This window comes from Flavobacterium sp. FlaQc-49, from assembly GCF_044005985.1.
Taxonomy (GTDB): Bacteria; Bacteroidota; Bacteroidia; order Flavobacteriales; family Flavobacteriaceae; genus Flavobacterium; species Flavobacterium cupriresistens.
In genome coordinates, this window is record NZ_JBIPCS010000012.1 from 112,731 (window position 1) to 129,700 (window position 16,970).

Annotated in this window: 10 protein-coding genes; 4 read left to right on the plus strand and 6 right to left on the minus strand. The window is 34.9% G+C overall.

The window, feature by feature from the left end; genetic code table 11:
• Window positions 1–54: 54 nt before the first annotated feature.
• Window positions 55–5,871, plus strand: coding sequence for a T9SS type B sorting domain-containing protein (locus tag ACHRV3_RS19770; RefSeq protein ID WP_395435612.1), 5,817 nt, complete (start codon window positions 55–57; stop codon window positions 5,869–5,871).
• Window positions 5,872–6,069: 198 nt separating this feature from the next.
• On the opposite strand, the gene ACHRV3_RS19775 is transcribed toward ACHRV3_RS19770, so the two are convergent.
• From ACHRV3_RS19775 to ACHRV3_RS19795, 5 genes are all read right to left on the minus strand, one after another.
• Window positions 6,070–7,350 carry an MFS transporter gene (locus tag ACHRV3_RS19775; protein WP_047778445.1) on the minus strand — a complete coding sequence of 427 codons (1,281 nt, stop codon included), beginning with the start codon at window positions 7,348–7,350 and terminating at the stop codon, window positions 6,070–6,072.
• Window positions 7,351–7,865: 515 nt separating this feature from the next.
• On the minus strand, window positions 7,866–8,384 hold the full coding sequence (locus ACHRV3_RS19780) for a hypothetical protein (protein ID WP_395435613.1): 519 nt from the start codon (window positions 8,382–8,384) through the stop codon (window positions 7,866–7,868).
• 36 nt (window positions 8,385–8,420) lie between these two features.
• The gene (gene prfH, locus ACHRV3_RS19785; protein WP_395435614.1) at window positions 8,421–9,110 is read right to left on the minus strand and encodes a peptide chain release factor H; all 690 of its coding nucleotides are present in this window, start codon (window positions 9,108–9,110) and stop codon (window positions 8,421–8,423) included.
• Between the two features lie 14 nt (window positions 9,111–9,124).
• Window positions 9,125–10,516 carry an RtcB family protein gene (locus ACHRV3_RS19790; RefSeq protein ID WP_047778448.1) on the minus strand — a complete coding sequence of 464 codons (1,392 nt, stop codon included), beginning with the start codon at window positions 10,514–10,516 and terminating at the stop codon, window positions 9,125–9,127.
• On the minus strand, window positions 10,516–11,259 hold the full coding sequence (locus ACHRV3_RS19795; protein ID WP_395435615.1) for a hypothetical protein: 744 nt from the start codon (window positions 11,257–11,259) through the stop codon (window positions 10,516–10,518). Before ACHRV3_RS19795 ends, ACHRV3_RS19790 begins: the two co-directional genes overlap by 1 nt.
• An 822-nt stretch (window positions 11,260–12,081) precedes the next feature.
• Here ACHRV3_RS19795 and bshC point away from each other — a divergent pair.
• The 3 genes from bshC (at window position 12,082) to ACHRV3_RS19810 (ending at window position 15,700) form a co-directional block, all read left to right on the plus strand.
• The gene (gene bshC, locus ACHRV3_RS19800) at window positions 12,082–13,671 is read left to right on the plus strand and encodes a bacillithiol biosynthesis cysteine-adding enzyme BshC (protein WP_395435616.1); all 1,590 of its coding nucleotides are present in this window, start codon (window positions 12,082–12,084) and stop codon (window positions 13,669–13,671) included.
• Between the two features lie 118 nt (window positions 13,672–13,789).
• Entirely contained in the window at window positions 13,790–15,061 is a 1,272-nt protein-coding gene (locus tag ACHRV3_RS19805) for an acyltransferase family protein (RefSeq protein ID WP_395435617.1), read from the plus strand.
• Window positions 15,062–15,280: 219 nt separating this feature from the next.
• Window positions 15,281–15,700, plus strand: coding sequence for a nucleoside-diphosphate kinase (locus tag ACHRV3_RS19810; protein ID WP_047778452.1), 420 nt, complete (start codon window positions 15,281–15,283; stop codon window positions 15,698–15,700).
• Window positions 15,701–15,987: 287 nt separating this feature from the next.
• Here ACHRV3_RS19810 and ACHRV3_RS19815 read toward each other — a convergent pair whose 3' ends face one another.
• Complete coding sequence (locus ACHRV3_RS19815; protein WP_230002947.1) at window positions 15,988–16,707, minus strand: hypothetical protein; 720 nt, start codon at window positions 16,705–16,707, stop codon at window positions 15,988–15,990.
• Window positions 16,708–16,970: the final 263 nt, after the last annotated feature.

Below are 16,970 nucleotides of genomic sequence, written 5' to 3' on the forward strand. Positions count from 1 at the left end.
TGATTTTATTTTGTAGATAATTAATTACATTTGCGGCACTACTACCCGACCCTTATGAAATATAAATTACTCTTTATTTTTTTATTCTTTTCACTGTATTCTTATTCCCAAGAAAATTGTAATAATGGCATCGATGATGATAATGATGGAAAAATAGATTTAAATGACACTGATTGCATTTGTAATAACAATGCGACAACTTCAATTTTAGCGAACTCTTCATTTGAAGAAAAAACAAGTTGCCCCTATTCTTATAACGATTTAAGTTCAGTAATCTCTTGGGTAAAGGGAACACAACCTTCTCCTTCTTATATAAATTGTGCTAAACCTAGTCTTATTTATGATAAGAAACTTGAGAATTTTCCTGACGGTGATGGGATAATTAGTGCTGTTTATAAAAATGGCCGAAAAGAATACCTCGCAACTAAATTGCAAACTCCATTACTTGCAGGTACAAAATATCAATTAAAATTAAATATTGCTACTTTAATAGCTCAAAGCGGTAATAAAGAATATGATTTTGATTATTTAGAGCCTATTAATATTACCCTTTTTGGATGCAATAATCGCGATAATTTGTCATTATATACAAATTCCAGTCCAGATACATTTGATCCAACCTGGATTGAAATAGGTCATGCCGTTTACCAACCCCAATCTATATGGGGAGAAATAACCCTTGTTTTTACTCCAAATACCAATATAAATTCAATAATGTTTGGTGCTCCATCTGGAAAATTACCCGCATCATTTGATACGCTGGAATCTCTATCTTTACTTTACGACAAATTAGTTTTAAACAAAGTGGAGGACCTTGGAGTCACTATTTCTCAAACAGGAAATTTTTGTAATGGCGATTTACAATTAACCGCTAGTACAACCAAAAACCCAAACCCAAGTACAACTTATCAATGGTACAAAGAGGGAATTGCAATAAATGGCGCAATAAATAAGACTTATAACATATTACCAAAAACAACAAATATAGGCGCTTATTCGGTTAAAATAACTAACGGAAGTGCTTGTTTTATTAGTTCAACTTTAACGATAAACAATTCACTCTCAAGTCCGGAAACAATTGTAAAACAGCCTAATTGCAAAAATAAAAGCGGCAATATAACTGTAAAAGAAGGAGGCCTAAATTATAGTTTTGATAATGGTAAAACATGGCAGACTGATTCTGGTTTTACTCCAACAGGGCCAGGCAAATATTATGTTAAAACTAAAGCTGCCTCCGGGTGTATTTCAACACCTTCCATTATAACAATCCTTGATCCTGTATTGTTAGACCGACCTTCATTTTCAATTATCCAGCCAACATGTAGTGCTAATGGCAGTATCAAAATTACAACGCCTGCTTCAGAATTTAGTTTTGATGATGGATTGACTTGGAATACCAATTCAACAAAAAACAATTTACCCCCAGGGAACTATATAATCAGAATTAAAAATAATCAGGGATGTGAATCGTATTCCCGTAGTATCTTTCTTTTTACGCCTCGTTTAGATTATCCAAAATATACATTTAAAATTCCCACTTGTAATGCAGGAGGAAGTATTACTATTACGACACCTGCATCTGAGTATAGTTTTGATAATGGAGTAACCTGGACTACAAATCCTATTGCAACAAATTTGGCTCCGGATTACTACTCTATAAAAATTAAAGACAAATATGGTTGTGAATCTAATACTCCATTAGAATATATTTATTTAAAAAAATTTTACAACCCTACACCAAAAGTAAAAACGGTTGACCCTACTTGCACGCAACAGGGCTCTATAAGTATTTTAACCGTTGCTCATCAGTATAGCTTTGATAACGGGGTAACATGGACCACCAATCCTAATGCAGTAAATCTAAGTGGAGGTACTCATATTATAAAAACAAAAAATGAATTAGGCTGCGAATCTGAACCTTATTATGCCATCTTAAAACCTTTTTTTCTTGATCCGGTTACTTTCACATATGTACAACCTATTTGCAACACTCCTGGAAGTATTACAATAACAACACCTGCATCTGAATATAGTTTTGACCGAGGACTAACCTGGAGTACGAACCCAACGACAATAATCCCTCTTGTTTATAAAGATTTTTTCATAGTTGTTAAAAATGAATTGGGTTGTACATCAGAACCTCAATATGTATATGTACCTATAAATTATTATTCGGGTTTAGAAACTACTTACAGAATAAATAAACAAATCACATGCGATTCCGGTGCCAGTATAACTATTACATCACCGGCATCGGAATATAGTTTTGATGATGGTCAAACCTGGTCTACAAATCCAACTGCTACAAATCTAGAAGCTAATTATTATTCTTTAAAATCAAGAAGCAGTACTGGATGTATGACCTATTCAAATAGAATGTATATTGGCAGTCTATATTTAGATTTTCCCATTTGTACCGTTACTCAACCTGAATGTACCAAAAATGGAACTATCACGGTAACATCTCCTGCAGCGTTTTACAGTTTTGACGAAGGACAAACTTGGGGAACGAACCCAACAAAATCTGATTTGGGAGAAGGTAATTACCATGTTGTAATAAAGGATAAATATGGATGTGTAAGTTTACCACTTTACATCCATATTTATCCTTTTTTTCTCGAAACTCCATATTACAATATTACACAACCAACTGTTTGCGGTGATAACGCAACTGGAAGTATTACAATAATCAGCAAGGCCGATTTTTACAGTTTTAATGATGGAGCAACATGGAGCACAAATCCGACAGCCACAAATCTGCCTATTGGCTCTGAATATCGAATAAAAACAAAAAATAGTAACGGATGTGTCTCACAAAGTGTCTATTTTACCTTTACACCATTTGAGTTAAAAAATGCCGAATATACTTACACTGACCCAACTTGTGACAAAGGTGGCAGCATTACGATTACCACTCCGGCACCCTTTTATAGTTTTGATGGTGGGAACACCTGGGGCACTACTCCTACAGCTTTAAATTTACCTATGGGTAATTACCATCCAAAAATAAAAAATGAATCAGGTTGTATTTCTCCAACTTATTATAGTGTGAATTTTAATGACCCAAAATTAAATTTCCCAAGTATACGGGTAACTCAACCAAAATGTGGAATTCCCGGAAGTATTATAATTGACACACCAGCTGCACAATATAGTTTTGATGGAGGGAGGACATGGAGTAATTCAAATAAACTTTTAAACATATTAGCATCAATCAACGCAGAAAATTTTCACATCATAATAAAAGACGAATTAGGTTGTGAGTCCTATACAACACCTATTCCTATTTATCCGGTTTACCTGGACACTCCCGCTTATTCGACGACAAAACCTACATGTCAGTTGGGAGGAAGTATTTCCATCGATCCAATTGGAGCTGAATATAGTTTTGATAACGGATTGACATGGAGTACAAATCCAAGTGCTACTAATTTAGATGAAGGATATTACTATATAATTTTGAAAAATAAACTAGGTTGTGAATCATACCCTCAAGCCGTTTATGTGCCTAAATTCTATCTTGACGAACCTTTATTTAAACTAACCCAACCTAATTGCGATATTTTAGGAAGCATTGAAGTAGCAACTTCTGCTTCAGAATATAGTGTTGATAATGGAAAAAACTGGGTTTCAACCTCCACAATTCCAAATTTAACACCTGGAAATTATTATTTAAAAATAAAAAACTCGTTTGGATGCGAATCTAACCCTAAATATTTTACTCTTTACGACCCAAATCCCTCCCCGGGACCACCAAATATTTCCGTTCAACAACCAAGTAGTTGTACTGCTACAAAAGGAAAAATTACTGTATCAACCTATGCTCAGCAGTATAGTTTTGACAATGGACTTAACTGGACTTCAAATCCCATAGCATCAAATTTAAATCCCGGTACTTATTTCGTTAAAATAAAAAATAGTGCTACAGGCTGTCCTTCATCCCCTGTCAAAGCAACTATTAATCCTCTTTTAGAAGACATAAAAACGCCAAATTATATTGTTTCTCAGCCAACTAGCTGCACCAATCCTTTTGGGACAATTAAAATCACTTCTACTGCTTCTGAATATAGTTTTAATAATGGCATAAGCTGGAGTAAAAATCCAGATTCCGGTAACATTCCTGTTGGAAATTATACCATTAAAATTAAGAACTCGGCAGGTTGTGAATCTCCATCAATAAACACTTCTATAAATCCTCCTGCAGATTCACCGGGTAAACCTCAAGCAACAATCTTTCAGCCAGATTGTAATAATTCTAAAGGAAAAATCACAATCACAACTGTAGCCTCAGAATATAGTTTTGATAATGGAAATACTTGGACTACCAATAAAATTTCAATACTGTTGAATCCAGGCGATTACCAGATTAAAATAAAGAGTTTAGCCGGATGTATTTCAGAAATATCAAAAGTTACATTAATACCATTTACTCTATTCACTATTAAACCAACTGTAACTTCCCCTCAGAACTTCTGTATTCAGGATAAGCCAACTTTAAATGCCATCAGCATTTCAACTGGTCAAAACATAAAATGGTATGATGCACTCACAGCCGGAACCCTTTTACCCAATACCACATTACTCCAAGAGGGCACAACTTATTACGCCTCACAAACCATAAGCGGATGCGAGAGTGAGAGAACTGCTGTAACAGTAAAAATTTACGATACCCCTGCTCCAACCGGAGATACCAATCAACCTTTTTGCACGGGTCAAAATCCAACTTTACAGGATATTGTAGTTACCGGAGAAAATCTAAAATGGTATGATGCGCTTACTAATGGAAACAGCTTATCAAACACTGCCACTCTGCAAAACGGAATTACTTATTATGTTTCGCAAACATTGAATTCTTGCGAAAGCAAAAGATTAGCCGTTACGGTTTCTGTCCAAAATACACCCGGAATTCCTACGGGCGATTTAAATCCTGAGTTTTGCAAAAGCGAAAATGCTACTTTGAGCGATATCGTTCTGAATGAGACAAATTTAAAATGGTACAATACGATGATCTCCGCAGCACCATTACCGAATACTACAGTGTTGCAAAACAATACTACTTATTACGTTTCACAGCTTATTGGGTGCGAGAGCGACAGAATAGCAGTATTGGTAACGATCCATGATACCGCTCTGCCAACAGCCAATACCGCGCAAACTTTTTGTATTGATGACAACGCTACTATAAATGATATTGCAATTCTCACAGGACAAAACCTAAAATGGTATGATGCGGAAACAGCAGGAAATGTTTTAACCAGCACAACCGCTCTTGAAAACCGTACTTATTATGTAAGTCAAATAAACATGAACTGCGAGAGTCAAAGATTAGGGATTATTATAAAAATTCAGGATACACAAGCTCCAACTGCCCATGCAAATCAGACTTTCTGTATACAGGAAAATGCTACCATCGGCAAAATAGAAATTAACGGTCAAAACATAAAATGGTACAATGCGATAACAGCCGGAGTAATTTTATCTGAATCAACTCCGCTTAAAAATGAAGTTACCTATTTTGCTTCCCAGACCATTAATGATTGCGAAAGTGAACGAACTCCAATAACTATAAAAATCGATGAAGCCACAGCTACTCCATGTACTAAATATATAAATGAACTTCCTTACCCAAAGTTCTTTACCCCTAATAATGATACTTTTCATGATACCTGGACCATCGATTTTGATTACTTAGCGCCCAACACCGGAATCCGAATATTTGATCGCTATGGAAAATTCATCAAAGAATTAACCGTCAATACTTCCTGGGATGGAACTTATACGGGACAGGACATGCCAACATCTGATTATTGGTTTAGTGTCACTCGCTTAAATGGCACTACATTTACAGGCCATTTTACCTTGAAACGTTAAGAATAAAAAAGGTTGTCCAAATTTATATTTAGACAACCTTTTTATCATTTTGATCTTTTGCCACGAATTACACCAATTTACATGGATTATTTCTTTGCCACAGATTTTTATAATTAAAATGGATTTCTTCTTTTTTAAATCAATTCCATGCTATTTGTGTTTAATTTTTACTGCTCCTTAACTTTTGGACTCGATCCTTTAAAACTTATGTTCTTTTTTACTGATAACCAATAGAGAGAATAAAGAAATACAGGCTGCACCTGTCAAATAAAAACCTACATAGGTCAAACTGTAATGAGATGCCAGCCAAATTGCAATCATGGGCGCAAAAGCTGCACCAAAAATTCCCGCCAGATTAAAGGTTAAGGAAGCACCTGAATAACGAACATTGGTAGGAAATAATTCCGATAAAAATGTTCCTAAAGGGCCATAAGTAAATCCCATCAGAGTCATTCCGATACAGGTAAAAATCGATACCAGAGCCATACTTCCCGATTTCAAAAAGAAGGAAAAGAAAAAACCAAAAACAGCTATAGCCGCCGTAGCAATAATTAGCATTTTTCGACGCCCTATTTTATCTGCAACCACAGCCGAAACCGGAATAAAAAGAGCAAAAAACAACACCGAAAACAACTGTATCAATAGAGCATCTCTTTTTTCGAAACCTAAATTAGACGTTGCCCAACTCAGTGTAAAGACTGTCATCAGATAAAAAACCAAGAAAGTCGTAACGGCTGCCAGAGTTCCAAAAATCAATTGATTTTTATATGATTTTATCAAAGTTAAAAAAGGAACTTTTACTTCTTCCTGTTCTTTTTTTGAATTTTCGAAAGAAGGTGTTTCCGTGATTTTAGTTCGAATATAAAAACCTACTACCACCAAAAGAGAACTGGCAATAAAAGGAATTCGCCATCCATAATCCATAAAATCCTCGTTGCTCATCGAATCGGTTAACAATAAAAAAGTACCTCCGGACAGCAATAACCCAATTGGAGCTCCTAACTGTGGGAACATTCCATACCAGGCGCGTTTGTTTGGCGGTGCATTTTCTATTGCCAGCAGGACGGCGCCTCCCCACTCACCTCCTAATCCGATACCTTGTCCAAATCGGCACAACATTAATAATAAAGGAGCAGCTACACCAATACTGGCATAACTTGGTAAAAAACCAATGGTTACAGTCGAAATACCCATCGTCAGCAAAGCGGCAACTAAAGTAAATTTGCGTCCAATCTTGTCGCCGAAATGTCCAAAAAATGCCGAACCTAAAGGACGCGATAAAAAAGCAATCGAAAAAGTAGCTAATGATTCTAAGGTTGCCATCGTCTTATCTGAACCCGGGAAAAATAGTTCCGGAAAAACCAATACTGCTGCATTGGCATAAATATAAAAGTCAAAAAATTCGATCGTGGTACCAATTAAGCTTCCAAAGAGAACGTGTTTTAAAGAGTTCTTCTTCTGATTTGGGTTATTTTTCATTCAATTTTGATATAGGTTTATTTTTAAGAAAATAGAACACAAAAATGAACCTAATTCCTGAAATCAACAAACATTTATCTGTTAAAATAAAAGATCATTGTGAAAATACAAAAACAGAATTAAGTTGAGCTGACTGCGAGGATCGGGTCTTAGGGTTGTGGGATTTCATGCACATCCTTCGACTTCGCTCAGGATGACATTCGAATTCGCTCAGGACGATATTTGAATTTGGTCGTGTAACACGCTCCAAAATAAAAAACAAAAATCAAGTTGTTTAGATTCCTCGTTTTCGTGACCTTCTTCATCATTTTGCCACGAATTTCGCCAATTGGCACGAATTATTTTTTTGCCACTGATTAAAAGGATTTATACAGATTTTATAAATCATTTTAATCCTTTAATCTGTGGCAGAATAAAAAAACAGGCCCGGATATTTAAAATTAATCAGGCCTTTTTTAATCCTTATCAACTCACTGAAATAAAAAAGGATGTCCTTACAACATCCTTTTTCCGTATTATTTTTTCTTTTTGCTTACTTGTTTCTCTTTTTTAGAAATCTTGTTTAACTTTTTAGTCAATCGTTTTTCAGTTTCTTCAATAGTACAATCGTAAGTTGCATTTAGAGTTTCAAGCTGTGTCTCTTTTAATACTTTTTGTGCTTTTTTGAATTTTTTCTGGCTTTCTAAAAGCAGCACTTTCTTTAAGAGAATCTCCACTTTGTTGATTCCTTTAATCGTAAGTGCAAAATCAATTAACTTCATTGCCTCCTCGTAATCTTCATTCAAAACCAACGTATAAATATAATACGAATACACTTCTATTGCATGAATATTAATCGAAATAGCTTGTTGAAAATACTGTTTAGCCTCCTCGTATTTAAATAATTGATCGCTTAAAACCTGACCATATAAACATAAAGCCATTGTGTTTTTATCATCATAAGACAAAGCGTATTCTAATGATTCTATGGTTTCTTCCAACGAATAAGGATAGCTGTCTAACGCCTGGAAAAGATATTTATCTACTGTTTTCATCTATTATTTTATATCGGAACTCAAAGTGTACTGTTATTATTCCCGATCGGAATAATCTTCTCTTTTTAACCTTTGTCGTTCCTGTTTGTAATTTTTTGTTTCTTTTTGTTTTTTAAAATCCGAACCCTGAAAAATCCGAATCGGATTTCCTCTTTGAATTTGCAGCTGGTTCATCCATTGTGCCTGAAATTCGGCTTTAAACTGTTTTACCGTTTCTTCTTTAAATTTTTGCAATAACCTTTCCGTTGCCAGTTTTTTATTCTGATGTTGTGAACGGGAGTCCATCGAAACCACACTGATTCCGGTTGGGACATGAGTTGCTCTTACGGCCGAACTTACTTTGTTTACATGCTGTCCTCCGGCACCTGAACTTCTCATGGCTTGGTATTGAATGTCATTCTCAGAAATCTCGGTTGCCGTCGATTTCTCCATTTCAAAGATGCCGATAAACCAGTTTTTACGCTTGTGCAATTTCCTAAACTGACTTTGTCCAATCCATTGAATTGTTCCCACCCACGAATTCACAAAATCATTCAGGTTGCTACTTTCCAGTAAAACTGTTGCTGTTTCTACGGTTCCATTTTCAATTCCGGTTTCCCTCTGAAGCATTGTTGTTTTTATGTTCTTCTCTTTTGCTTCTTCTATAAAAGTTTTTAAAACCTGAGCTACAACCCAGCTGCATTCAGCCGGGCCACGCCCTGATGTTATTTGAATTATTTTTTCCATAATTTTTATCTTTTTTAGCGGTCCATTCTCACGATTTTTGGTGTGAATGTTCCGAGAACATCAACCAATTCGTTCTGGTTTGCCATTACTTTATTAATGTCTTTATAGGCCATTGGAGCTTCGTCAATGTTTCCACCAATCAGACTCACGTCATTTGCTTTCAGGACTTTATTGATCTCACTTTGCGTGAATGATTCTTTGCATTTTCTACGAGAAAAAAGTCGTCCCGCGCCATGTGAAGCAGAATTTAAACTCTCCGCATTTCCTTTCCCCTGAACAATAAATCCCGGAGCCGTCATCGAACCCGGAATAATTCCCAGTTCACCAACATTGGCCGGAGTCGCTCCCTTACGGTGTACGATGGCTTCTTTGCCGTTTACGATTTCTTTCCACGCAAAATTGTGGTGGTTTTCGATTGTCACAACAACACGTTTTCCTATCGCTTTTGCAATTCGGCGGTGAATATCATCATGACAAGCTTTAGCATAATCACCGGCCAAATTCATAGCCAGCCAATATTCCTGACCGTCATGTGTGTTCAGATCTAGCCAAGCCAAATGCTGCACATTTTTTGGCAACGGACATTGCTTAGTAGCCAGATACGTATAATGTTTGGCGATATTAGCACCCAATCCTCTTGAACCACTGTGCGATAACACTGCAAAATATTCCCCAACACCTATTTTCCATTCGTTAAGCGGATTGGTAATCTTTGCGATTCCAAACTCAACAAAATGATTTCCGCCACCTGATGTTCCCAATTGTTTGTAGGCTTTAGTCAAAAGGTTTTTCAGAAGTGGAATATCCTGAAACTCGCTTCGGCTAAACAATTCATGATCGGCTCTTATCGTATGTGTTTCATACATTCCAAATTTGGTATTGTCTTTTAAAATGGCCTGCAACTGATGTTCTTTTCCTTTGAAAAAACTAGCCGGAATATCAAAAATGGACAAACTCATTCGGCAACCGATATCTACACCAACACCGTACGGAATAACCGCATTGTCTGTTGCGAGTACACCACCAATGGGCAATCCGTAACCTGAATGCGCATCGGGCATTAGAGCTCCAGCAACTGAAATCGGTAATTTTAAAGCATCATACAACTGATACTTGGCCTGCTCGTCGATTTCATTCTCTCCGAATATCGAAAACGGAGCCCTTGTATTATTGAGCTGATGCATTCTTACTTGCACCGGGTTAACTAATCCTTCAGCCACTTTCCCCCAAGTTCCGTGTCCTGTAAATTTTTCAGGAAACAACAAAACTTCTTTGGCTTCGGTTAGTATACTTTCTTTTTTTTCTCTTTTTCTGTATCGATTGATTTGCCCTAAAGCAATATTGATACTGTTATTTTTTGGAAAGCCTATTTTAATCAGGTCTTTTCCGGATAATTTATTTCCCATTATATATGTTTTTCTTCTAAATACATTTCATATATCGTATTCAGATTTGTTGTTTTTAAGTCATTATTGTGCTTTACTTTTTCCAAGCTCCAATAATAGTAGTCTCCTTTGCTCCTCATTTTATAGATCTTCCATCCTAAATTCCGATTCTGTATGTAATTTTTGATAAGCTTTAATTCACTTTCAAGTCCTGCGTCAACAGCTTTTTTATGTGTAATTATGTTTACCTCAATTTTAAATACAAACCTCCATGGTTCATTAAATTTGTAATACCTCACAAAACGATTGTATAGTTCAGACCATTTTTCGATTAGTGTAAAACAGGATTTTTCTTTATCAGTTAATTCGAATTTGTTAGTATTCCAATCGCTGATGCTGATGTTAGCCACAAATTGTTCTCTTGGATAAATGGCTTTCTTCCCAAAACGCTTTTTCCTCGTGGTGAATTCCTTTTGATTAGAAAACTGAAAAGTGTTAATTTTCGCTAGTATCTTTTCATAAAATACACCGTCGGCTGAGCGCAAAACATCAACACGAACTACAAAAAACCGAACCCAGCCTTTTTGATAAGGCTCTTTCAATTCGATTAAAGGCAAATTTCTAATGGCCAAATAAAGGGCACTTTTTCGTTTTGATAATTGAACAAGTTGTTTTTCAAAATCCTCTTTAACCAATCTTTTTTTTCGTCTTTTAGTTTTTAAATGAGTGCATTGAATGCAATCGTCCAAAAGATAATTGTCCATTAAAAAAATAGATTATAGATTTCCTGTCCGGTATAAAAAATACAAGACAATAGCATTTTATCTGAAACAGATAAATTAAATTCTGGTAATCGGGAATTTTTTGAAGAGTCTAGAATAAAAAAAAGCCCGAAAGTTATTTTCCTTCGGGCTTGCTCTTATATCTTAAATTGATTTGCTAGGATTGAGAAAAGCCACGAAGACACATGCCAACAGAATCTAATCCTGATGCGATGTTTTGAGAGGTAAAGTTTAATACAAACATTGTCTTCGTTATTAATAGTTAATGATTTATTTTCTGAGGCAAATTTTGTGAAATATTTTATTAATAAACAAATTATTTTAACAAAATTTTTTGAAAATAATTAAAAACCACTGATTTACAGACACTTAAAAACATTAAAAAAATCAGCTTCACTCAAAATTACATGCACAAGAGAACCAATTTTAACAAATTTTCGGCTTTGAAAAATGTTTCTATACAAATTTGGTATCGTTAGTTTCAACAAAATCAGATTTAAAAAAGAATGCAATTTTTCATTACTAACCAATATCTACCTCCGGAAAACAACAATCTTTATAAAAAATAAATAAACGCTTTGTCTAATTTTTCTCTGCTGTTTATGCTAAAAACAATACTTCTTCACGCTATTAACATTTTGTTTACTAAAACAGTTAATTTCAGATCGCAACAAAAAAACAAAACACACTGATTAACAGTGTATTAATTCAAAAATAAAAAATCAAATCCTAAGCAATAGTTAAAACCGTTTTTAACTGTATATTTTCATTAAATTTACAGCTATCAAAAATAAACCTAAAACTATGCCAACCGACTGTATCAGCTACCAAAACTCAGGATATTTCTCTACATTGATACATGATTATTTAGAACAAAAACCGGATCTGAAGCCGCTTTACAATAATTTCCCAACGCTGGAAAACTTTGAAAAACAAATCGTTGAAAAACAACAGAATTTCAACAATCAAAATAGGATTGCTTTGGTTGCTGTTTTAGAAGAACAATATTCGGCTATTCCGACTTCTGATCTGACCAAACAAAACATTGCTCTTTTAGCAGAGCAAAATACGTTTACCGTTACAACCGGGCATCAATTAAATCTTTTTAGCGGGCCTTTGTACTTTTTGTATAAAATTATTTCGACCATAAATCTCACCAAAGAATTACAATCGAAGTACCCAACCTATAACTTCGTCCCAATCTACTGGATGGCGACCGAAGATCATGATTTTGAAGAGATCAATTATTTTAATTTTAAAGGAAAAAAATTCAGATGGAATAAGGAAAGTACGGGTCCGGTAGGAAGACTTTCAACAGAAGGTCTCGCTGAATTTTTCGAAATCTATGCTTTAGAATTAGGGTCCAGTACAAACGCCAATACGCTAAAAAAACTCTTTGAAGATGCTTATTTAAAGCACAATACGCTTGCTGATGCTACACGTTTTTTAGCCAATGCGCTGTTTGCTGCTCAAGGTCTGGTGATTATAGATGCTGATAGTGCCGATTTGAAACGTGCCTTTATTCCTTATATTCAAGAAGAATTAACGAAACAAACTTCTTTTAAAGCGGTTCAGGAAACTATAGAAAAACTGAAAGCGTATACCGTTCAGGTAAATCCGCGTGAAATCAATTTATTCTATATTGAAGATCATTTGCGCGAACGCATTGTTTTTGAAAACGATAAATACATCGTCAACAATACTAAAATCTCCTTTACGAAAGAAGAAATTCTAAAATTAACAGAAAGTAATCCCGAGAAATTCAGCCCCAACGTGATTATGCGTCCCTTGTATCAGGAAATTATTTTACCCAACTTATGCTACATTGGCGGAGGTGGGGAAATTGCGTATTGGTTAGAATTAAAATCTTTCTTTGAGGCCGTAAACGTAACATTTCCAATAATTTTAGTTCGAAATTCTGTATTATTAACTACCGAAAAACAATCCAAAAAAGCGGATCAATTAGGTTTAAGCTGGAAAGATTTATTTACCAAACCAGCCGATTTAGTTAACGCTGTCACCTATAAAATTTCTGAATTCCCAATAGACTTAACCCCTCAAAAAGAAATTTTGGAAAAGCAATTTCAATATCTATTTGAACTAGCTCAAAAAACAGATCAGTCTTTTACAGGAGCCGTAAAAGCTCAGGAAGTAAAACAGAAAAAGGGCTTGGAAAATTTAGAAAAACGACTGCTTAAAGCCCAAAAAAGAAAATTAAGCGACCAATTAGAGCGAATCGAAAATTTACAATATCAATTATTCCCCAACAAAAGTTTGCAGGAACGTCAGGCTAATTTTTCTGAGTTTTATTTAGAAAAAGGAGGCGAATTGATTCCTTTATTAACTCAAAAATTAAGACCTTTAGAAACTGATTTTTCAATCATAACGATCTAATTTCATACTATACGGCACTAATTTCGGGATAAAATAACCACCTGATTCCGAAATTAGTGTTTCTAAACCAAATAGCGACTTTTAAAATTTATTAACTAATCCAATTTACCCAAAACCAATGGTAAAAGAACGCTTAATTTCGCTAGATGTCTTTCGTGGACTGACTATTTTATTAATGACAATTGTCAACAACCCCGGAGATTGGGGTAATGTTTTCCCTCCCCTTTTGCATGCTGAATGGAATGGCTGTACCCTAACTGACTTAGTTTTCCCCTTTTTTATTTTTATAATGGGAGTTGCAGTTCCGCTTGCGATGCCGGACAAAAGATACGACGACACTACTTTTAATAAAATTCTCGTACGTTCGCTACGAATGTTATGTTTAGGGATTTTCTTCAATTATTTTGGAAAAATACAACTCTTTGACCTTACCGGTATCCCTCTTCTTATTGGCAGATTGATCATTACAATTGGCGTTGGATATGCTTTAATGGGTAATTTTAGTTCTAAACTAAAAAACATCTTTGCCTTTTCTATCCTGCTTATTTATCTTTTTTTAGCCTATAGCGGAATCGAGGCTTATCACGACGCACGTCTTCCGGGAGTACTGCAACGAATTGCGGTGGTGTACTTTGTTATTTCACTATTATATTTAAAAACAACCCAAAAAACCCAAATCATAACAGGAGTTGTGCTCTTATTTGGCTATTGGGCCGTTATGACCTTGATTCCCGTTCCCGGAATTGGAGAAGCCAATCTGGAAAAAGGAACCAATTTAGCTTCTTGGCTGGACGGTATTCTTCTTAAAGGTCATATGTATCGCGGTACTGTAACCTGGGATCCGGAAGGATTGTTAAGTACCATTCCATCAATTGTAAATGGTATTATTGGTTTATTAATTGGTCAATTACTACAACTTAAGGTTGCAAAAAAAGATATTGCACAAAAAATGGCATTGGCCGGGATAGCACTAATTATAGCAGGTCAAATCTGGAATCTTGTTTTCCCGATAAACAAATCACTTTGGACAAGCAGTTATGTTTTGTACACAACAGGGCTGGCTACCACTACTTTGGCCATTTTATATTATGTAATAGATATTGCTTCTTATCAAAAAGGGTTCAAATTGTTTCTAATCTGGGGTGTAAATCCGATGATTGTCTTTTTTACTTCTCAGATTATTCCACAGGCTTTGGTAATGGTGGAGTTTGAAAACCCGCATAAAACCGGAGAAAAGATCAATCTTCTGAAATATTTATATGAATACGGCATCGCGCCTTTTTTCAGTAATCCGATGCTGGCTTCTTTTGCCGGAGCTTTGGTTTATGTAGGAATCTGGACTTTTATTTTATGGCTATTCTACAAAAACAAACTCATTTTTAAGGTTTAGTGTGTTTTTTAAACCATATAAGTCATGTAAGTTCATTTAAACCGGGGCTCAAATCTATTTACTGACATGACTTATAGGGTTTAGGAAAATGCTGTGATTTTATAGGCTTTTCATGAAATCAGCGTTTTACAGAAATTAAATAAGTTTTAATTATGAATTAATTAAAATCAATTCATAAAAAAGTCTATTTTTGCACAAAATTTAAAAATCGCAAGAAAAATGGCAACTAATAGAACTTTTACAATGATTAAGCCGGATGCTGTTGCAAACGGACACATCGGGAACATTTTAGCAATGATTACTGACGGAGGTTTCAAAATCGTTTCATTAAAATTAACTCAATTAACTGTAGCTGATGCTCAAGCATTTTATGCTGTTCACGCTGCAAGACCTTTCTACGGAGAATTAGTTGAATTCATGTCTCGTGGACCAATTGTTGCTGCTATTTTAGAAAAAGACAATGCAGTAGAAGATTTCAGAACTTTAATTGGAGCTACAAATCCAGCTGAAGCTGCTGAAGGAACTATCCGTAAAGCATATGCTACTTCTATTGGAGAAAATGCAGTTCACGGTTCAGACAGCGATGAAAATGCTGCAATCGAAGGTGCATTCCACTTTGCTGGAAGAGAGCAATTCTAAATAAAGATTTTAGATTTCTGAAGTTAGACTTCAGATTTAAATCACAAAAAAAAAATCCCGTTTCAAATTTGAAACGGGATTTTTTTATAATCAAATTCAGGTGAAGAACTAAAAATCTCTAAGAGTCACAAAATTCCTTAAACCTAACAGGTTTTTAAAACCTGTTAGGTTTGTTTTTTTGAGGTATTTAATTAGAAATTCCCACTACAGCAATCCAAAAATCACATAAAAAAACCACTCTTTTTTTTTTAAGAGTGGTTTCTTGCTTTTATATAACTTATAGAATATTAAAGATTATCAGCCGTCTTTTTAACGATTTTAGCCACTTTTTCATCTAAATCTTTTAGCAGTTCTTCTAATGCACTTTCACACATTGGTAGTACTTTCTCAGGCGTTAAAACAGGAATTCCGCCTACAATAACTCCCGTTTTCTTAGAGTTTTCTCCTTCGGTGAATGCAAATACTTTTTTACCGTTTTTATCGTACAAAGCAAGTCTTACATTCGCTCTCATTTTAACTGTTCCGGTTCCACCAACAGCGAATCCTTTTTGTAGAGAAAAATGGATTTCTGTAAACAAAACACCATCGGCAACTTCTTTAAAGATGGTAGCTGTTCCAACTTCATTGGCTTCACCTGCCATACCTTCGTAAATATATTTGTATCCAGGGTAATTGATGATCGTTTTTCCTGCATCACCTTCTCTGGCAAATTTTGGTGTAAAATCAATATACTCTTGTTTTTGAGTCACTTCATTCTCAGGAATCAAATCAAACGGAAATTTCTTAGAATACACCTCAAAAAAAGCAGTGTGATATTTCTCTAAAATAGGAGCAAGATTAAAATTCGGGTCACTTCCTAAGTCCGCTATTGCGGCTAAACCATTTAGTCCCAGACTAGAAAGATCGATTGTTTTGTCAGTATAAAAACCAACAACTGCTACTTTTTTCTTTTGTGAATAACCGTTTAAAGTGCATAACACTGTTAAAATAAGTAATGCTTTTTTCATTTTTTGGAATTTGTTTTTTTAGGTTTTGATTAATTAAATAAGCACTTTTTTTTATTTATTAAAAAAATACTTACCGGTCAAATGTATCATAAAAAAAACACTTCCAAAACAGAAGTGTTACTTTTATTTTTAAGACTGTCTTGTCCTGAAATAGCGATACACAAAAAGTGTCATTATGGAAAACCATCAGGAATTACGCTATGTAAAGCGTACCCAAAAAGACTACAGTATGTCTTTTAAATTACAAATTGTTCAAGAAATAG